Annotated in this window: 9 protein-coding genes; 3 read left to right on the forward strand and 6 right to left on the reverse strand. The window is 71.9% G+C overall.

The genetic code is table 11. The features are described 5' to 3' along the window. Positions 1-23: 23 nt before the first annotated feature. Positions 24-266 carry a hypothetical protein gene (locus tag D7Y04_RS24525; protein ID WP_233601563.1) on the forward strand — a complete coding sequence of 81 codons (243 nt, stop codon included), beginning with the start codon at positions 24-26 and terminating at the stop codon, positions 264-266. Between the two features lie 13 nt (positions 267-279). Here the strand turns inward: D7Y04_RS24525 and D7Y04_RS24530 are convergent, their stop codons facing one another. Together D7Y04_RS24530 and D7Y04_RS24535 are read right to left on the reverse strand one after the other, a co-directional pair. Further along, positions 280-879: an RNA methyltransferase gene (locus D7Y04_RS24530; protein WP_120575994.1), complete on the reverse strand. Its 600-nt coding sequence runs from the start codon at positions 877-879 to the stop codon at positions 280-282. An 86-nt stretch (positions 880-965) separates the two neighbouring features. Beyond that, entirely contained in the window at positions 966-1994 is a 1029-nt protein-coding gene (locus D7Y04_RS24535; RefSeq protein WP_158627582.1) for an AraC family transcriptional regulator, read from the reverse strand. Between the two features lie 132 nt (positions 1995-2126). Here D7Y04_RS24535 and D7Y04_RS24540 point away from each other — a divergent pair, with 132 nt between their 5' ends. Continuing rightward, positions 2127-3497, forward strand: coding sequence for a cytochrome P450 (locus D7Y04_RS24540; RefSeq protein ID WP_121760859.1), 1371 nt, complete (start codon positions 2127-2129; stop codon positions 3495-3497). Between the two features lie 62 nt (positions 3498-3559). Here the strand turns inward: D7Y04_RS24540 and D7Y04_RS24545 are convergent, their stop codons facing one another. The 4 genes from D7Y04_RS24545 to D7Y04_RS46575 are packed head-to-tail and all read right to left on the reverse strand — an operon-like array spanning position 3560 to position 14618. Continuing rightward, positions 3560-5059 (reverse strand): DUF4388 domain-containing protein, encoded by a 1500-nt coding sequence (locus D7Y04_RS24545; protein WP_120594869.1) that lies wholly within the window; start codon positions 5057-5059, stop codon positions 3560-3562. 24 nt (positions 5060-5083) lie between these two features. Then, entirely contained in the window at positions 5084-6934 is a 1851-nt protein-coding gene (locus D7Y04_RS24550) for a response regulator (protein ID WP_120594870.1), read from the reverse strand. A 34-nt stretch (positions 6935-6968) separates the two neighbouring features. Continuing rightward, complete coding sequence (dapF, locus tag D7Y04_RS24555; RefSeq protein ID WP_120594871.1) at positions 6969-7820, reverse strand: diaminopimelate epimerase; 852 nt, start codon at positions 7818-7820, stop codon at positions 6969-6971. 24 nt (positions 7821-7844) lie between these two features. After that, positions 7845-14618, reverse strand: a complete 6774-nt coding sequence (locus tag D7Y04_RS46575) for a methyltransferase domain-containing protein (RefSeq protein WP_121760860.1) — start codon at positions 14616-14618, stop codon at positions 7845-7847. A gap of 128 nt (positions 14619-14746) precedes the next feature. Between D7Y04_RS46575 and D7Y04_RS24565 the strand changes: the two genes are divergently transcribed. Beyond that, a complete protein-coding gene (locus tag D7Y04_RS24565; protein ID WP_121760861.1) occupies positions 14747-15532 on the forward strand; it encodes an IF-2 protein in 786 nt (261 codons plus the stop codon). Positions 15533-15836 lie beyond the last annotated feature (304 nt).

Consider the following 15836-nt stretch of genomic DNA (forward strand, 5'->3'; position numbering starts at 1 on the left):
CGTTCGACACCCCCGAGGGTCGAATGGCGCTGAAGGTGTTCCGCCGTCTCCGCAGCCTCCAGCAGGACATCCTGGCCTGTCACAAGGAGGGCCGCCGCGCCCGCATCTCCCGCCAGCGCAACCCGGATGGCGACCACCGCATCGAGCTGTGGATGGAGCGCGTCGCGGGCCGCCGTGTGTCCATGCTCCAGCCCGCGGAGTACGAGCTGCTCGCCCGGCTGCCGGGGGTCCGGGACGCACTGGAGATCCTGGACGAGGCTGCCTGAAGTCCCGGCGCGTCTAGAAAACCCAGGGCCCCAGCCCCGTGGGAGCCCCGTCGCACGCCGCCCGCAGCCGCGCCTGGGCGTCCTCGTAGGAGAGCCGGGCCGCATCCGCCTTGAGGTTGGGAGAAGCCCAGGCCCGCCACGAGCGCAGCACCGCGACATGGCGGCCGTCTTCATCCTGCGCTTCGGAGAAGTGGACCAGCAGCCGTTCCTCCAGCGCCTCGCGCGCCTTGGTCCAAGGGCCTTCCTTGTCCAAGGGGACGCGCTTGTCCCGCTCCACGGTGGAGAGCAGCGCGCGTGCGTCCGGGGACAGGCCCTGGAGCGACGGGCGGCGGCGCGCGGGCTCCATGGCGACGCGGTAGACGGCGGGCCAGAGCGTGGGGTCCACGAAGGCGACCTTGCCCTCCACCAGCCGCACAGCGAGCACGTCCTTCGACGCGCGCAACATGCGCCCCAGCCGGTACGCGAGGCGCCCCTTCGCGTGGTCGCGCCAGCTGCCGGTGGGCCTGCCACCCATGACCTGTTCGACGAGGGACGTGGGCCCGTGGGTGGGCACCTCGGTGATGACGTGGCGCGTGCGCACCAGTTCTTCCGCGTCCCTCAGCGTCTTGATCATCCGTGTTCCCCTCTCCGGTGCGGCCATGTGCCGCGCCCATGTGGAAAACATTCCGCGCGAGGGACGGATTCCGGCGTCCGCCTCCTTCACGGCTTCGCGGCCTGGGACACCTGCCACTGTCCCGGAGTCGTTCCGCTCCAGCGGCGGAAGGCGCGGGTGAAAGCGCTGGGGTCGCTGAAGCCCAGGAGGAAGGCGATCTCGAAGTGGGGCAACTGTCCGTCGCGCAGGAGCTGGAAGGCGCGGTCGCGGCGCACGGCGTCCTCCAGGCCCGCGAAGGTGACGCCCTCCTCCCGCAGGCGGCGCTGGAGCGTGCGCTCACTCACCGCGAGCCGCGTCGCCACGTCCGCGGGGACAAGGTCCCCCGTTCGGGGCTGGGCCGCGAGCACCTCTTCCACGCGCTCGCGCCAGGAGCGGACCTCGTGGGCCTCCACCCGCGCCAGCTCCGCCTCCGCGCGGGCGTGGAGCAGGTTGCCCAGCTCGATGTCCGCGTGGCGAATGGGGAGGTTCGCGGCGGCCTCGTCACCCTGCACGAGGTTGGCGCTCGCGCCGTATTCGATGCCGACGCCGAGGAACTCCTCCACGGCCGGCGAAGCCGCATGGCGCGGATGCGTGACGCACACGCGCGTGGGGCGCCAGTCCTCGCCGCTGAGCGCGCGGCCGCTGGCCACCATCGCCACGAGCAGCCCCTCCACCGGGTGCTTCATGCGCGAGGCCCATTCATCCTGCGGATCCAACTCCAGCTCCACGCGCATCATCCCGGGCAGCTGGAGGACGCGCCACGTCGTGCGCGGGTCCAGCAGCGCGTGGATGCGGCAATAGCGCTGGAGGGACGTGCGCAGGTCGGGGCTGTTGACCAGCACGTAGCCCACGAGCCCCACGTGGGTGGGCTCCAGCGCCTGCGCGAGCCTCACGGCCAGCGGCTCGGAGCCGCCCACCTCGACGAGCAGGGTCCACACGCGCTGGAGCGCCACGTAGGGAAGCCGCACGTCCGGCCGCGCGAGCAGGGCTTCGTCCACGCCCACCGCTTCGAGCAGCCGCTCCCGGGCGATGCCCAGCGACATGCCCACCTGGAACAGGGGGCGGAACAGCGAGGACTGGAGCGTCTGGGGACGCATGGCGGGCCAGCATGGCCTGACGCCGCCTCGACTCGCAATGCGCGGTGGCGCCCGCGGACAATGCGTTGGCGCCCCGGGACCATGCACGCGGGGCATGGGAGCGCGATACCTCCCTTCAGGAGAAAGCGCCCGATGACCACCGCCACCGCCGCCGTCACCCGCCAGCCCCCGGGTCCCCGGGGCCACCTGCTCATGGGCATCCTGCCCGACGTGCGCCGCGACATCCTGGGCTGCCTGGGCACGCTCCATCGCCAGTACGGTGACGTGGTGCGCTACCGGCTGGGCCCCATGCGCTCGCACCTGGTCGCGCATCCGGACGCCGTGAAGCACGTGTTGCAGGACCACGTGAAGAACTACACGAAGGACCACCTCACGTACCGCATGGGCCGGTGGATCACCGGCAACGGCCTGCTCACGAGCACGGGGGACTTCTGGCTCCGGCAGCGGCGCCTGGCCCAGCCCGCCTTCCACCGGCAGCGCATCGCGGGAATGGCCGCCGGAATGGTGAAGCAGACACAAGGACTGCTCCAGCGCTGGGAGACGGCCGCCGCGAACGGGACGCCCGTGGGCATCAACGAGGAGATGATGCGGCTGACGTTGGCCATCGTCGGAGAGGCCCTCTTCGGCACGTCCGTGGAGGACCAGACCGAACGGGTGGGCGCGGCCTTCACCGAGCTGAGCCAGCAGATCGCCGAGCGCTTCCGCACCTTCCGCATGCTGCCGCCCGTGCTGCCCACCCGCTACGACCGCGCCTTCCGGGACGCGCGCGCCACGCTGCTGGGGACCGTGCGGGGCATCATCGCCACGCGGCGTCAGCGCGGCGACGACACGGGCGACCTGCTCTCCATGCTGATGCTCGCGCGCGACGAGGACACGGGTGAGGGCATGACGGACGAGCAGTTGGGGAGCGAGGTGATGACGATGCTCCTCGCCGGCCACGAGACGACGGCCACGTCGCTGAGCTGGGTGTGGGGACTGCTGTCGAAGCACCCGGAGGTGGAGGCTCGGCTGCACGCGGAGCTGGACGCGGTGCTGGGGGGACGCGCGCCCACGGTGGAGGACGTGCCGAAGCTCGGGTACACGAAGCAGGTGGTGGAGGAGACGATGCGGCTGTACCCGGCGGCGGTCATCTTCAGCCGCAGCGTGGAGGAGGACGACGTCATTGGCGGCTTCCGCATCCCGAAGGGGACGTCGGTGGACGTGAGCCCCTACGTCACGCAGCGCCATCCGGACTTCTGGGAGGAGCCAGACGCCTTCCGTCCAGAGCGCTTCGCCCCCGAGGCCGCGGCGAAGCGCCACCGCTTCGCGTACTTCCCCTTCAGCGGCGGGCCCAGGCAGTGCATCGGCAACAGCTTCGCGATGATGGAGGCGCAGCTCGTGCTGGCCACCGTGGCCCAGCGCTACCGCCTGCGCGAAGCGCCCGGCTTCACGCTGGAGCCGGATTCGCACCTGACGCTGCGGCCCAAGGGCACGCTCCCCATGTACCTGGAGCGCCGGAGCTGAACGCTTACTGAGGTGTCACTGACGCGCGCCCCGATGCATCTGGAGCGCCGAAGCGTGCCGCTTCACTGGGGCGTCACGGAGGCGCGCTGCACCTGCGTGACGCCGGGCAGCGTGGGCGCGGGGTTGAGCGCCTGGACCAGCATGGCGCGCAGGGCCTCCGTGAGGTCTTCACCGGGTGCAATCACTCCGGCCGGGGCGCCCTGCAGCGGCGCGGGGACCTCCGTGCCCACCACCACGATGGGGATGCGGACCTCCCAAGCAAGGTAGTGCGCCAGCCGCACCGCCGGCTCCGAGTTGTCCATCAACAGCGCGCCAATGGATCCCGCGCTGAACGGACGCCAGAGCGGGCGCGCGGCCTCCGCGGGAGGCAGCACGCAGAAGTCCACGTTCAGCACGTCGCTCAGTTCCAGGCGCCCCAGCGTCCCGAAGCCGCTCTTCACCGCGGTGGGGTCCGCCGACATCGCCTCCAGCCCCGGCACCCGCGCCAGGATTCGCCGCGCCGCGGATGAACCACTGCCACAGACGAAGACCTTCGCCGTCGCGACCTTCGCCAGCGTCCGCGTGCGCAGCAGGCGCCCACGCAGCGCGTGCACCTCCGCCGCGCCGATGAGGTCGCTCGCGCCCAGGTTCTGGCCTTCGCTCTCCGTGGGACGCGCTACGCCCTTCTGGAGCAGCGTGGACAGCACGCCCAGGACCTCCATGTCCGTGGCGGGCGCCAGGTCCAACACCTCGCCCAGCGCTCGCGGCTGACGGAGCAACTCCATCACCTGCGCCGTCACCGGGTGCTGCTCCTCGGACAGGTCCACCTCCGGTGCCAGCATCAGCCGCGTGTGGCGCGGCGGCAGGCCCGGCAACAGACGGTTCACCTCGTCCGACTGGCGCATGCCTTCTAGGAGAGCGTCGTCCATGGCGCGGTTGATGCGCGGGCGCGCGGCGCTGGTGCCAGGCGTGAAGGTGAAGTTGCCCTCCGTCCACGACAGGAGCCGGAACAGCGCCTTCTCCCCTTCCACCCTCCCGAGCCGCGCGTTCACCGTGCGGCCGTCGGAGACGGTGATCTCCCCGCGCTCCGCGCCGCGCTCGAGCGACAGCTTCCCGTTGCGCTTGTTCATGCCCAGGATCTGCATGAGGTCCGGGATGCTGAGCTGGCTGAGCGAGCCTTCGATTTCCTGCTGCTCGCTCTTGAGGTCCTTGGCCGCTTCGTTGCGCCGGAAGATGTGCTCGATGCGGCTGAGCACTTCATCCAGGTTGAAGGGCTTGCGCAGCGTGCCGTCCCGCATGCCCCGCGCCCGGTCCGAGTCCAGGCTGGACGTGGTGAGCACCACCGGGATGTCTTCCGTGCGCGGGTTGGTGCGCAGGATTTGAACGAACGTGCGCGCGTCCAAGAGCCGGCACGCCTCGTCGAAGAGCGTCAGGTCCGGGTGCCGGAGCACCGCGACCTCCAGCGCCCGCGAGCCATCCGGCGCGTAGTGCACCTGATAGCCCTTCGTGCGCAGCGCCCGCGACAGGGCGCGCACCGAGTCGAGGTCGGGGTCGGCGATGAGGATCTTCCGCACCTGGGCCAAGGTCGCTTGCTCCGCTTCGTGACGTCAGTAGGGCTGCAGGTCGTATTCGGCCTGCAGCTTGGAGATGAGCCCGTCCACCACCGCGGTGTCCGAGGTGTGGAACCCCCACGTCGCGCCCCGCCCCCGCCGCTGGATGAGCGCGTACGACGCACTCTCCGACAGCCAGAGGATGAACTCGTGGCGCGCCACCCGTTCGTCCCCTTCCAGGAACACCGGCGTGAGCGCGGCGTGCGACTCCAGGTCCACGCGGCGGCCCAACAGGTAGATGCGAGACGACAGGTCCGGCGGCGCCTGCTCCAGCCCCACCGCCAGCGGCAGGTCCGCGCGGATCTCCGGGCCGCCCACGTAGAGCAACCCGCGCGAGCCCGGGTCGCGCACCAGCTCCCGGGCGATCTCCACCTGGAGCTCGTCGAAGAGCACGTCCGCCACCTTGCCCCGGCGGCTGGGCTCCGCGCGGTCATCCGTGGGCAGGCGCGGGCTGTTGGGCGTGCCCAGCAGCAGATCCACCTCGTCCCAGAACGGCAGCCCGTCCAGCATCAGCCGACGCTGGAGCGACGCGCGGCGCTCGTCCATGCGGCGGCGGCAGCGGTGCACCAGCTCGTCGAAGTCCTCGCCGTCCTTGGGGAACGTGCTGGCTCCGCCGACGAGCGCCAGCGGCAGGCGCTGCTCCACATCCTGCACGTCCGGCTCGTCGCGCACGGCGGCGACGGCGCGGCGCACGAACATCATGGCGCCGAAGAAGTCCGTCTCCGGAAGGAGGAGGTAGAACTCCTGGTCGCTCGCCTTCGCGATGACGTCCGAGTCGCGGATGATTTTACTGAGCGCCTTGATGATGCCGCGCACCGCCTTCTTCGCGTCCTGCGCGCCCAGCCGCACGCGCACCAGCGGCAGGTTGTCGATGCTGAAGGTCAGCAGCGAGAACGTGCGCCCGTACCTGCGCGCCTTGTAGATCTCCTTGGACGCGTAGTCGGTGAAGTAGCTGAGGTTGTACGCGGCGGTGTCGCGGTCGCGCAGGCCCAGGCGCTGGAGCGCCATCAGCTTGCGGCCGTTCTTCACGCCCACCGCGGCGAAGTCCGCCAGCACCTTCGCGTCGCGCGTGTGCTCCACGCGGAAGTCACCGGTGAGCGGGTCGGACAGCTGCGCCAGACCCATCACCTCCCCGGCGGCCACCAGCGGTACGTACAGCACCGGGGAGCGCTCATCGCGCGCGAGCCACGGGGCGGCTTCGCGCAGGCGCAGGGACAGCGGCCCCTCCGGGCTCATCTTCTCCGGCAGGAACTGCTTGTCGAGCAGGCCCCGGTAGGAGCGCAGCGCCAGGTCTCCCCGGTCGTCCACCACCCACAGCGCGGCGCTCTGCGCGTCGCACACCGCGCCCAGGTCCGCGATGACGCGCTCCTGGAGCCATTCCAGGTCCGGATGGGAGAGCAGCTCCAGGCAGCGCTGCTGGAGGTTGTGGAAGCGGGCGAACTCCAGGTTCTCGTCCTGGAGCCGGGCGCGCTCGTGGCGCAGCTGGGCGCGCTCCATGGCGCGGTCCACCGCGAGCAGCAGGTCCGACTCCTCCACGGGCTTGACCAGGCAGTCCGCCACGCCCAGGCGCAGCGCGACCTCCGAGCCCTGCACGTCTTCGCGCGTGCTGACGAGGATGACCTCCTGCTCGGGGTCGCGTTCGCGCAGGCGCGCGGTGAGCGAGAAGCCGTCCACGCCGGGCATCACCACGTCGGTGAGCACCAGGTCGAACGTCGCCCGGGCCACCTCGGCCAGGGCCAGGGTGGCGTTCTCCACCGCGACCACGCGGTGCCCCCGGCGCGACAGCAGGTCCGTGGCGAGTTGTCGGAAGAACAGGTCGTCGTCGACGACGAGGATGGGACCGGCCACGGCGCTCGGGGGGCGAAGGGAGGAAAACCGAAGGCTATCGGGCCCTTGGAAGCACGACAACGCCTTCGAAGACGAAGGCCACGGGGCCTCGGAGCCGGATGTCGGACAGGTCGTCCGGAACGCGGATTCTCAGGTCTCCGCCCGGCAGGGTGACGCGCAGCCAGGCATTCGAGGGCAGTCGCTTCGCCAGCACGGCCGCCACGGCGGACGCGCACGCCCCCGTGCCACAGGCCTGGGTGAGGCCGCAGCCACGCTCCCAGACGACGACGGTGAGGCCGTCCTCGTCCACGCGGACGAACTCCACGTTGGTGCGGTCCGGGAAGGCGGGGTGCCGCTCCAGGCCGGGGCCCAGGCGCTCGGCGGCTTCCAGGGGCTGATCCAGGAGAACCAGGTGCGGGTTGCCCATGTTCACCGCGGTGCCGAGCAGGCCTTCATGGCCGGGCACGGGGGCGCTCACGAAGGGCTGGCCCGTCGTCCCGGAGGGCAGGTTCGCGGCCACCAGCCGGGCCGGGCCCATGGAGATGTCCACGCCGACGACGCCGCCATCGCCGTAGCCGGGCTCGCAGGTGAGCACGCCGGCCCCGGTCTCCACGTCGATGAGCGCGGGGTGCTTGCCGGATTGGTCCACCAGATACTTCACCGCACAGCGCAGGCCGTTGCCGCACATCTCCGCGATGCTGCCGTCGGCGTTGTGGACGACCATGCGGGCAAGGCCGCGGGACGACGGGAGGAGTGCGAGCACCCCGTCCGCGCCAATGCCCCGGCGCCGGTCGCACAGCCAGCGGGACTGCTCCGCGTCGATGTCCTGGCCCGTGCGGCGCCGGTCCAGGACGACGAAGTCGTTGCCCAGGCCGTGGTACTTGAAGATGCGTTCGCTTGCGTCCACGGGGGGAAGTGTAGACGCCCGCGTTTATTCGCGCTCGCCGACCTTCTTGGGCGCGGTGGGAACGTCCAGGGCAGGCATGGCCCGGCGTGAAGCTCCGGGAGCGGCGGGGGCGCTGGCGCGGCGCAGCTCGGCCAGTTCGGCCTCCCGGGCGGCGAGCTGGTCCTGCATCTTCTCCACGTGGGCCTGGAGGACCTCCATCTCCGCGGCCATCTCCAGCACGTCCTCCGGAGGCGGTGCGGCGGCGGACTTCGACTCCTCCAGGGCCTGGAGCAGGGTCTGGCGTTCGGTCTCCAGCGCGTCCAGCCGGGCCTGCTGTTCGCGGATCCGGGTGGAGAGCTGGTCGCGTTCAGCACGCTCGGTGTCCAGGAGGCGCGCGGCATCCGCGGCGGTGGTCTCCAGGGAGTTGGTCCGGCCCTCCAGGCGGACGCGGGCGGCGCGGGCGACCGTGAGGTCTGACTGGAGGCGCTCACGTTCGGAGGCCATGGCGGTGCGCTCGGTGTCCGCGCGGCGGGCATGGGCCTCGGCGTCGGCGGCGGCCTGGGTCAGGGCGGCGACGCGGGCCTCCAGCGCGGCCTGTTCGGTCCGCGCGTCCTCGAGCGCCGTGGCGAGCCGGGACTCCATGGCGGCGAGCGATTCGCGGGTCTGTTCGGCGGATTGGGCGAGGCGGGCTTCGAGCTCGGCCTGTTCCGTCGAGGCGCGGGCCTGGGCTTCCGAGAGACGGGCGTCGCGCTCGGCGTTCGCGGAGTCGGATTGAGCGGTGAGGTCCGCGATGCGGGCTTCGAGCTCGGCCCGTTCCGCCGCTGCACGGGCGGTGGCGTCCGCGAGCTGTGCCTCGATGGAGGCCTTCTCTTCGCGGGCCTGCTCCGTGAGTTCGGCGAGACGGACTTCGAGGTCCGACCGTTCCGTGCCGGCCTGGGCGGTGGATTCCGCGAGCCGCACTTCCAGTTCGGCCTTCTCCGTGGCGGCCTGGGCGAGCGTTTCGGCGAGGCGAGTTTCGAGTTCAGCCTTCTCCGTCCCGGCGTTCGCGAGGAGTTCGTTGAGGCGTGTTTCGAGTTCGGCCTTCTCCGTCCCGGCGTTCGCGAGGAGTTCGTTGAGGCGAGTCTCCAGTTCGGCCTTCTCCAGGCCGGCGCGCGCGAGCGCTTCGTTGAGGCGCAGCTCCAGCGTGGCCTTGTCCGTGCCCGCGCTGGTGAGCGCTTCGGTCAGGCGCAGCTCCAGCTCAGCCTGCTCCGTGCCGGCCTGAGAGGTGGCTTCCGCGAGCCGGGCTTCCAGGTCGGTCCGCTCCTGCCCCGCGCGCGAGGTGAGGTCCGCGAGCTGTGCTTCCAGGGTGGCGGTGCGCTCGTTCCCCGTCTGGACGGTCTCCGTGAGCCGGGCCGCGTCCGCGCGAACGGTTTCCAGTTCCTCGCGCAGGCCTTCCAGCGAGGACTCCAGGTTCGTGGCCTTGCCCGCGAAGCGTCGCGCGGTTTCGAGCTGCACCACGAGCACCTCCGCGTGCTCGCGCGTGGCGGCGAGCCGGTCGCTGGCATCCACCAACTCCGCTTCCAGCCGGCCGACCTGCTGGCTGCGCTCATGCAGCGCGGCGTGCGCCCGTTGCAGCTCGGAGCCCAGGCGCATCAACTCCTGGTGCGCAGCACCCAAGCGGGCCGTCTCGGCGCGCACGGCCGTCAGCTCCTGCTCCTTCAGCCCCAGTTGCTCGCGCAGTTCGTCCAGGTCCTGCTGCTGCCGCTCGGTCCGCGAGAGCGCGCCTTCCAGCTGCGCCTCCATGGAGACCCGGAGGGCGCTGGCTTCGCGCAGTTCCTGTTCGCGTGCGCTCAGGGACTCCGTGAGACGTGCAGCCCGGGCTTCGGACTCGCGTGCCGCGTCCTGCGACTGCGAGCCCTCCGCGAGACGGGCCTCCGCCTGCGCGAGCGAATCCTCCAGCGCGCTGAGGTTCGAGGTCTCCGCGGCGAGTCGGAACTCCACCTCCGTCAGGGAGGCTTCCAGTCCGACACGGCGCGACGTCTCGGAAGAGGCGCGCTTCTCCGCGTCCGCCAGGGCCTGCTCCAGGGTGGCGAGGCGGGACTCCGCGTCCTTCAACGAAGCTTCCAGCTCGGCGCGGCGAGCAGTCTCGGCGGCAATCGTGGACTCCGCCGAGGCGATGGACGCTTCCAGTTCGGAACGGCGAGTGGACTCCGCGGCCTGCCGGACGTCGACCTCCGAGAGCGATGCTTCGAGTTCGGCACGCCGCGTGGACTCCGTGGCCTGCCGGGACTCCGCCTCCGCGAGCGCCGCTTCCAGCTCGGAGCGCCGCATGGACTCCGTGGCCTGCCGGGCCTCCGTCTCCGCGAGCGCCGCTTCCAGCTCGGCACGCCGCGTGGACTCCGCAGCCTGCCGGGACTCTGTCTCCGTGAGCGCCGCTTCCAGCTCGGCACGCCGCGTGGATTCCGCAGCCTGTCGGGACTCCGCCTCTGAAAGCGCCGCTTCCAGTTCGGCACGCCGCGTGGATTCAGCGGCCTGCCGGGACTCCGCCTCCGAAAGCGCTGCTTCCAGTTCGGAGCGCCGCGCGGACTCCGTGGCAAGCCGGGCCTCGGCCTCCACAAGCGTCCGCGCCAACGATGCATGGCGCTCGGTCTCCGTGGTCTGCCGGGACTCCGCCTCCGCCAGGGTCTGCTCCAGCGAAGTCAGACGCGCGGCATCCGCGGCATGGCGGGCCTCGGCCTCCGCGAGCGACTGCTCCAGCGCGGCCCCTTGCGAAGACGCGGCGGCATGGCGGGCTTCGGCCTCCGAAAGCGACTGCTCCAGCGAGGCCCCTCGCGCGGTCTCGGTCGCGAGGCGAGCCTCGGCCTCCGTGAGGGACTGCTGCATCGCGGGGAGACGAGCGGCCTCTTCAGCGAAACGGGACTCGGTGTCCGACAGCGACGCTTCCAGTTCGGCGCGGCGGGCTTCGACTTCCGCGAGCTGGGTCTGGACGGATGCCCGCGCATGCTCCGCTTCGGTCAGGCGCTCGCGCTGGGCCGAGGCCTCCGCACGCAGGGTCTCCAGCTCCGAGCGCAGCGCAGCCTCATCCGTCGCGCGCGACTCGCGGTCGCGAGCCTCCTGCGTACGCGCGTCATCGAGCGAGGACAGCGCCTCAACCTCGGACCGCCGCGCCTCGGTGAGCTCCGCGCGCAGCTCGCGCACCGTCGCATCCAGGGCCGCCTGCGATTGCTTCGCCTCCGTCAGCGCGGCACGGGCCTCTTCCAGCTCCCGGGCGTACCCACGCGCCTCGTCCGCCGACGCCGCGTGCGACTGCCGCAGTTCTTCGTTCGTGCGCTGCGCTTCGGCGAAAGAGGCCTGGGCCTCCGAAAGGGTCTGGCGCGTCTGCTCGAAGGCGGCCTCGGTGGACAGCCGAGCGGCACGCGCCGCCGACAGCTCCGCTTCGAGCTGGCTCCGAGCCTCCTGTGCCGAACCCCGCGACGCTTCCAGCGCAGAAGCGGAGTCCTGCTGGAGCTGGGAGAACGACGCCTCCAACCGGGCCCGCTGCGCGCGCTCCTCCTCCAAGACCGTGCGCGCCACGCCCAGCGCGGCATCCAGCCGCAGCCGGTCCGATTCCAGTGCGCTCTGCGCCTCGTTCCACGAGGACTCGGAGCCCTCCAACCGGGAGCGAAGGGCCCGCTCCGCGTCGAGCGACTCCTGAAGGTTCGCGAGTGCCACCTGCGCGCGGGCCTGCTGCTCGCGCTCCGACAGCAGCTGGGCCTGGGTATCGGCGAGCAACGCCTCCCAGCGAGCCCCCCGCTCCTGCTCGTGGGTCAGGGACTCGCGAGCCGCATCAAGCTCCGCCTGCACCGAGGCCCGGGCCTTCTGCTCCCGAGCCAGGTCCTCCTGGATGAGCGCGGACAGAGCTTCCGAGTCCGTCAGTTCCTGCCGCAGCGAACGGAGCGTTGCCTCCAACTCCGTGTTCCGCGCCTCGGCGGTCTCGCGCGCCTGGTTCGACTCCGCGAGCCGGGCCCCGTGTTCCCACACCTCACGGGCCAGGGTGTCCCGGGCTTCGGAACGGGCCTGTTCGACCGCGGCCTCGAGTGCCTCGGAGGCACGCGCCTCCGCCGCCGCGAGCCGGGCCTCCGCCTCGGCGCGCACGTTGGTGAGCACCTGCTCCGTCTGGCCGCTCGACACGGCGCGGGCGTCGGTGAGCGCGGTGGCCGAGCGGGCTTCGGCCTCTTCCAGCCGACGGGCCAGGAGCGCCTCCGCTTCGGCACGCACCTCCACGAGCATCCGCGCCGCGCGGACTTCGGCTTCTTCCAACTGCCGGACCCGCTCGGCCTCCGACTCGGCGCGGGCTTCGGCCAGCGCCTGGGCCCGTTCGGCTTCCGCGTCGGCACGCGCTTCCGCGAGAGCCTGCGCTGTCCGTGCCTCGCCATCCACCAGTTGCCGGCTCCGCTGAGCCGAGGCCGTGGCACGAACCTCGGTGAGCGCCTGTTCGCGGCGGCTCTCCGCTTCCGCCAGGGCCGCGGCCCGTTCAGCGGAGGCGTCCGCGAGCGCCTTCGCCACCCGAGCATCCGCGTCGGCCAGAGCCTGCTCGACACGGGCCTCCGCATCCGCCACCGCGCGTTCGACACGGGCATCCGCATCGGCCCGAGCCGCCTCCAACGCCTGAGCCGCCTCGCGCGCATCCGCGAGCGCACGCTCGACACGGGTATCCGCGTCAGACCGATTCGCCTCCAGCGCCTGAGCCGCCTCGCGCGCATCCGCCGCCGCACGCTCGACACGGGCATCCGCCTCGGACCGGGCCTCCTCCAACTCCCGAGCGAGCCGAGCCTCCGCGTCGGACCGGGCCTCCACCAACGCCTTCGAGAGCCGGGCATCCGCCTGCTCACGGGCCTCCTCCAGCGCGAGTTCCGCGAAAGCCCGTTCCTCCTCCAACGCCCGCGCGAGCCGAGCCTCCTCCTGCTCGCGGGCCTCCGCCAGCGCGCGCTCCTGCCGCGAATCCGCGTCGGAATGCGCGGCGGCCAGCGCGTTCGTCACCCGCTCGTCGGCCTCGGCGCGGGACTGGGCCAGCGCCTCCTCCAGTCGTGCCTGCGCCTGGCCCCGCTCCGCGTCGATGGCCTGGACGAGCGCGGCCTCCACGCGGACACGCTCCGTCTCCGCCGCCACCAGCCGCTGCCCCGCCACGTGCTGCGCGGACTCGACCCGCTTCTGCTCCGCCTCCAGAGACTCCAGGCGCAGCCCGGCCGCGTGAAGCTCCTCCTCCAACCGCGCCGCCAGCGCCCGAGCCGCCGACTCCGACTGAGCGCGGCCCTCCAGCTCCTGCCGCAGCCGGCCTTCCGCCTCACGCGCGCTGGTGAGCTCCGTCTCCAGACCACGCTGCAACGCCTCGCGCTCGGAAAGCCGCGCCTCCGCGTCCTTGCGCGCCCCTTCGGCGGAGTGCATCCGCTGCTGGGCCTCGGCGAGCTCCCGGCGCGCTCGCGCCAGCTCCGCGTCCTTCACCGGCACCGCGTCGCCCGCCGTCCGCGCCGACTCCTGCGCGCGCGCCAGTTCCGCCTTCAGGTGCTCCACCGCCGCGAGCGCCGTCGAATACTGCTCCGCGATGCGCAGCTCCCGCTCGCGAGCCGCCTCCGCCTGACGGCGCTTGTCCTCCGCTCCGTCCTGCGCGCGCTCCGCCGCCAGCCGGTCCCGCTCCCGGTCGATGCGCAGCGAGCCCAGCTCATCCTGCAGGTCGCGCAGCTCCGTGTACGCCTGCGTCAGCCGCTCGCGAGACTCATCCAGCGTCGCCGCCGTCTCCTCGCGCCGCGCCCGCTCCAGCCGCAGCGTCTCCTGCGCAGCCAGCGCCTGCACGCCCGCGTCCGCCTGCGAACGCTGCGCCGCCTCTACCTCCAGGCGCTGCGCCGTCAGCCGCCGGTCCGCATCGGCGATCCGCTCCGTCGCGACCTGCAACTCCAGCTCACGGCGCCGCAGCCGGCTGCTCAGGTCGTCCCGCTCGCGCGCGGACTCCACCGTGCCCCGAGCCTGCTCCAGCTGCGCGGTCAGCCGCGCCATGTCCTGCCGGGCGCCCTCCAGCGCCGGCTTGAGCGACACGACCTCCGCCTCGCGGTCTCCAATCTCCGCGCGAAGCTTCGACACCGCTTCCTTCAGCCGCCCTGCCCGCTCCTCCCACGTCTTCGCCCGGGCCGCGACCTCGTCCAGCTTGCCGCGCGTGAAGGCCAGCGGCTCCGGCGGCAGCTGCACCCACGTGGGGTCCACCACCCGCGTCGGCTCCAGGCCCGCCATCACCACGAAGTACGCCGCCTCGCTGTGCCGCACGAGCGAGCCGTCCACCTGCAACCCGTCGCCCCGCTCGAACGCGAGCTGGTAGCCCAGCACCGGCGACTGCGTGGCCACCTCTACATGCGGGAAGTGCGCCGTCAGCGCGTCCAGCAGCTGCCCGTACGTGGGCGGCACCGTCTCTTCCGGCTCCAGCAACTGGGGCAGCGCCAGCCCCGCGATGTTGCGCAGGCCACCCACCAGGAAGCCCTGCCGGGCCACCAGCCGCGCCAGCTCCGCCAACAGCTCAGGCGCGCGCACATACGGCGCCAGGTCCGTCACCAGCACCAGGTCGAAGCTTCCCGCCTCCAGGTCGTCATAGACGTTGGCGCGGAAGCGCAGCTGCGGGTGCGCATGGGCCTTCTGCGCCGCCTCCACCGCGGACACGTCCGCGTCGCACGCCACCACGGTGCGCGCGCCCCGCTCCACCAGGAAGCGCGCGCTCTCGCCGCCCGTGGACGCCACGGCGTCGACCTCGAGCACGCGCCGGCGCGCGAACAGGCTCTCCGCGAAGATGTAGCGGGGCAGCAGCTCGCTGGGCCCCATGCGACGAAAGGTGGATTGCAAATGATGATCCCGACAGGGCGGTAATCGTAGCGTTGGAGTCCCAGAAGACCCAATTTCAGGTTTCGACCCTCACGGGCCCAAGCCCGTCCGACCGGAGAGCAGGCGACATGACCACCCATTCACCGCAGGGATTCGGCTACCGGGCCCGCCGCACCTTCACCCGGCTCGTCGTCTTCCTCGTCATCCTGGGCCTGGGTGGCGGCGTCGTCTTCCTCCTGGGCCAGCTCAACGCCCGCACCTTCACCGTCCTGCAGGAGAACGGCGAGCTGGTGGTGATGAAGGGCCGCGCCCTGCCCACCGGCGCCGCCGCCTACCGCCCCGGGGACCCGCGCCTCGCGGACGCCTACGCCCCCCTCCCCCTGGAGGGCCAGGACGTCACCCTGCTGACGCAGCAGAAGTTCACCGACCGCGACGACCTGGACCGCGCCCTCTTCCCCCTCCTGGAGACCCTGGCCCGCCCGCGCATCGCGTCCGGCGAGCCCGCCAAGGTGGAGCGCGGCCTCTATTATCTGCGCCGCGCGGAGAAGCTGTCCGGCATCACCGAGGAGCAGCGCCGCAGCCTCCAGTCCATGCTCACCGACGTGGCCTTCTACCAGGCACGCCAGAAGCTGGAGGACGCCCGCCGCCTCGTGTCCGAGGGCCTGGCCCAGCTCAAGCTCGCCGCGGAGTCGGAGAACCGCCACGCCCGCGCCGCCAACCAGATGCTCACCACCGTGGGCCCTACCGCCCGCGACCTGGAGGAGGCCCTGCGCCGCGCCGTCCATAGCGAGAGCGCCCCGGACAACACCCCTGTAGCACCGGCGCCCCGGCAACCCGCCCCGTCACCCGCCGGTGACGCCGCCCAACAGCCTCCGCAGGCCGCCCCAACCCCCGACGCGGGCCCCCAGCCCTGATCTCCAGGGGTTGGGTGACCCCATGAAAAAGACGGTCCCGGATGGGCTTTTCCGGCCATGTAAATGTCGGCCGGAAGACGCCCGAAAGTGCCTCGGCAAGTGATCATAGATTGCAATGATCGATCCGACCCTTCGGGCAGGTTTACACAGGATCTTGCGTTGACACACCCGGTGACCCCCCATAGCTTGGGTCACCTCTGTTGCTCGCCCGCCACCCCGGGGGCACGTTCCCGGAACCCGGACGCTGGTGAGGTTTCCTTGACCGACACACACATCTGCCCGACAATTCGCTACATGTCGGGTT

Source organism: Corallococcus sp. AB038B (assembly GCF_003668955.1).
Classification (GTDB): domain Bacteria; phylum Myxococcota; class Myxococcia; order Myxococcales; family Myxococcaceae; genus Corallococcus; species Corallococcus exiguus.

What these genes read in the sequence shown, in the direction of transcription:
- D7Y04_RS24525 (WP_233601563.1), top strand. Translation starts at nt 24, where the DNA reads ATGGCGCTGAAGGTGTTCCGCCGTCTCCGCAGCCTCCAGCAGGACATC.
- D7Y04_RS24530 (WP_120575994.1), bottom strand. Translation starts at nt 879, where the DNA reads ATGATCAAGACGCTGAGGGACGCGGAAGAACTGGTGCGCACGCGCCAC.
- D7Y04_RS24535 (WP_158627582.1), bottom strand. Translation starts at nt 1,994, where the DNA reads ATGCGTCCCCAGACGCTCCAGTCCTCGCTGTTCCGCCCCCTGTTCCAG.
- D7Y04_RS24540 (WP_121760859.1), top strand. Translation starts at nt 2,127, where the DNA reads ATGACCACCGCCACCGCCGCCGTCACCCGCCAGCCCCCGGGTCCCCGG.
- D7Y04_RS46575 (WP_121760860.1), bottom strand. Translation starts at nt 14,618, where the DNA reads ATGGGGCCCAGCGAGCTGCTGCCCCGCTACATCTTCGCGGAGAGCCTG.
- D7Y04_RS24565 (WP_121760861.1), top strand. Translation starts at nt 14,747, where the DNA reads ATGACCACCCATTCACCGCAGGGATTCGGCTACCGGGCCCGCCGCACC.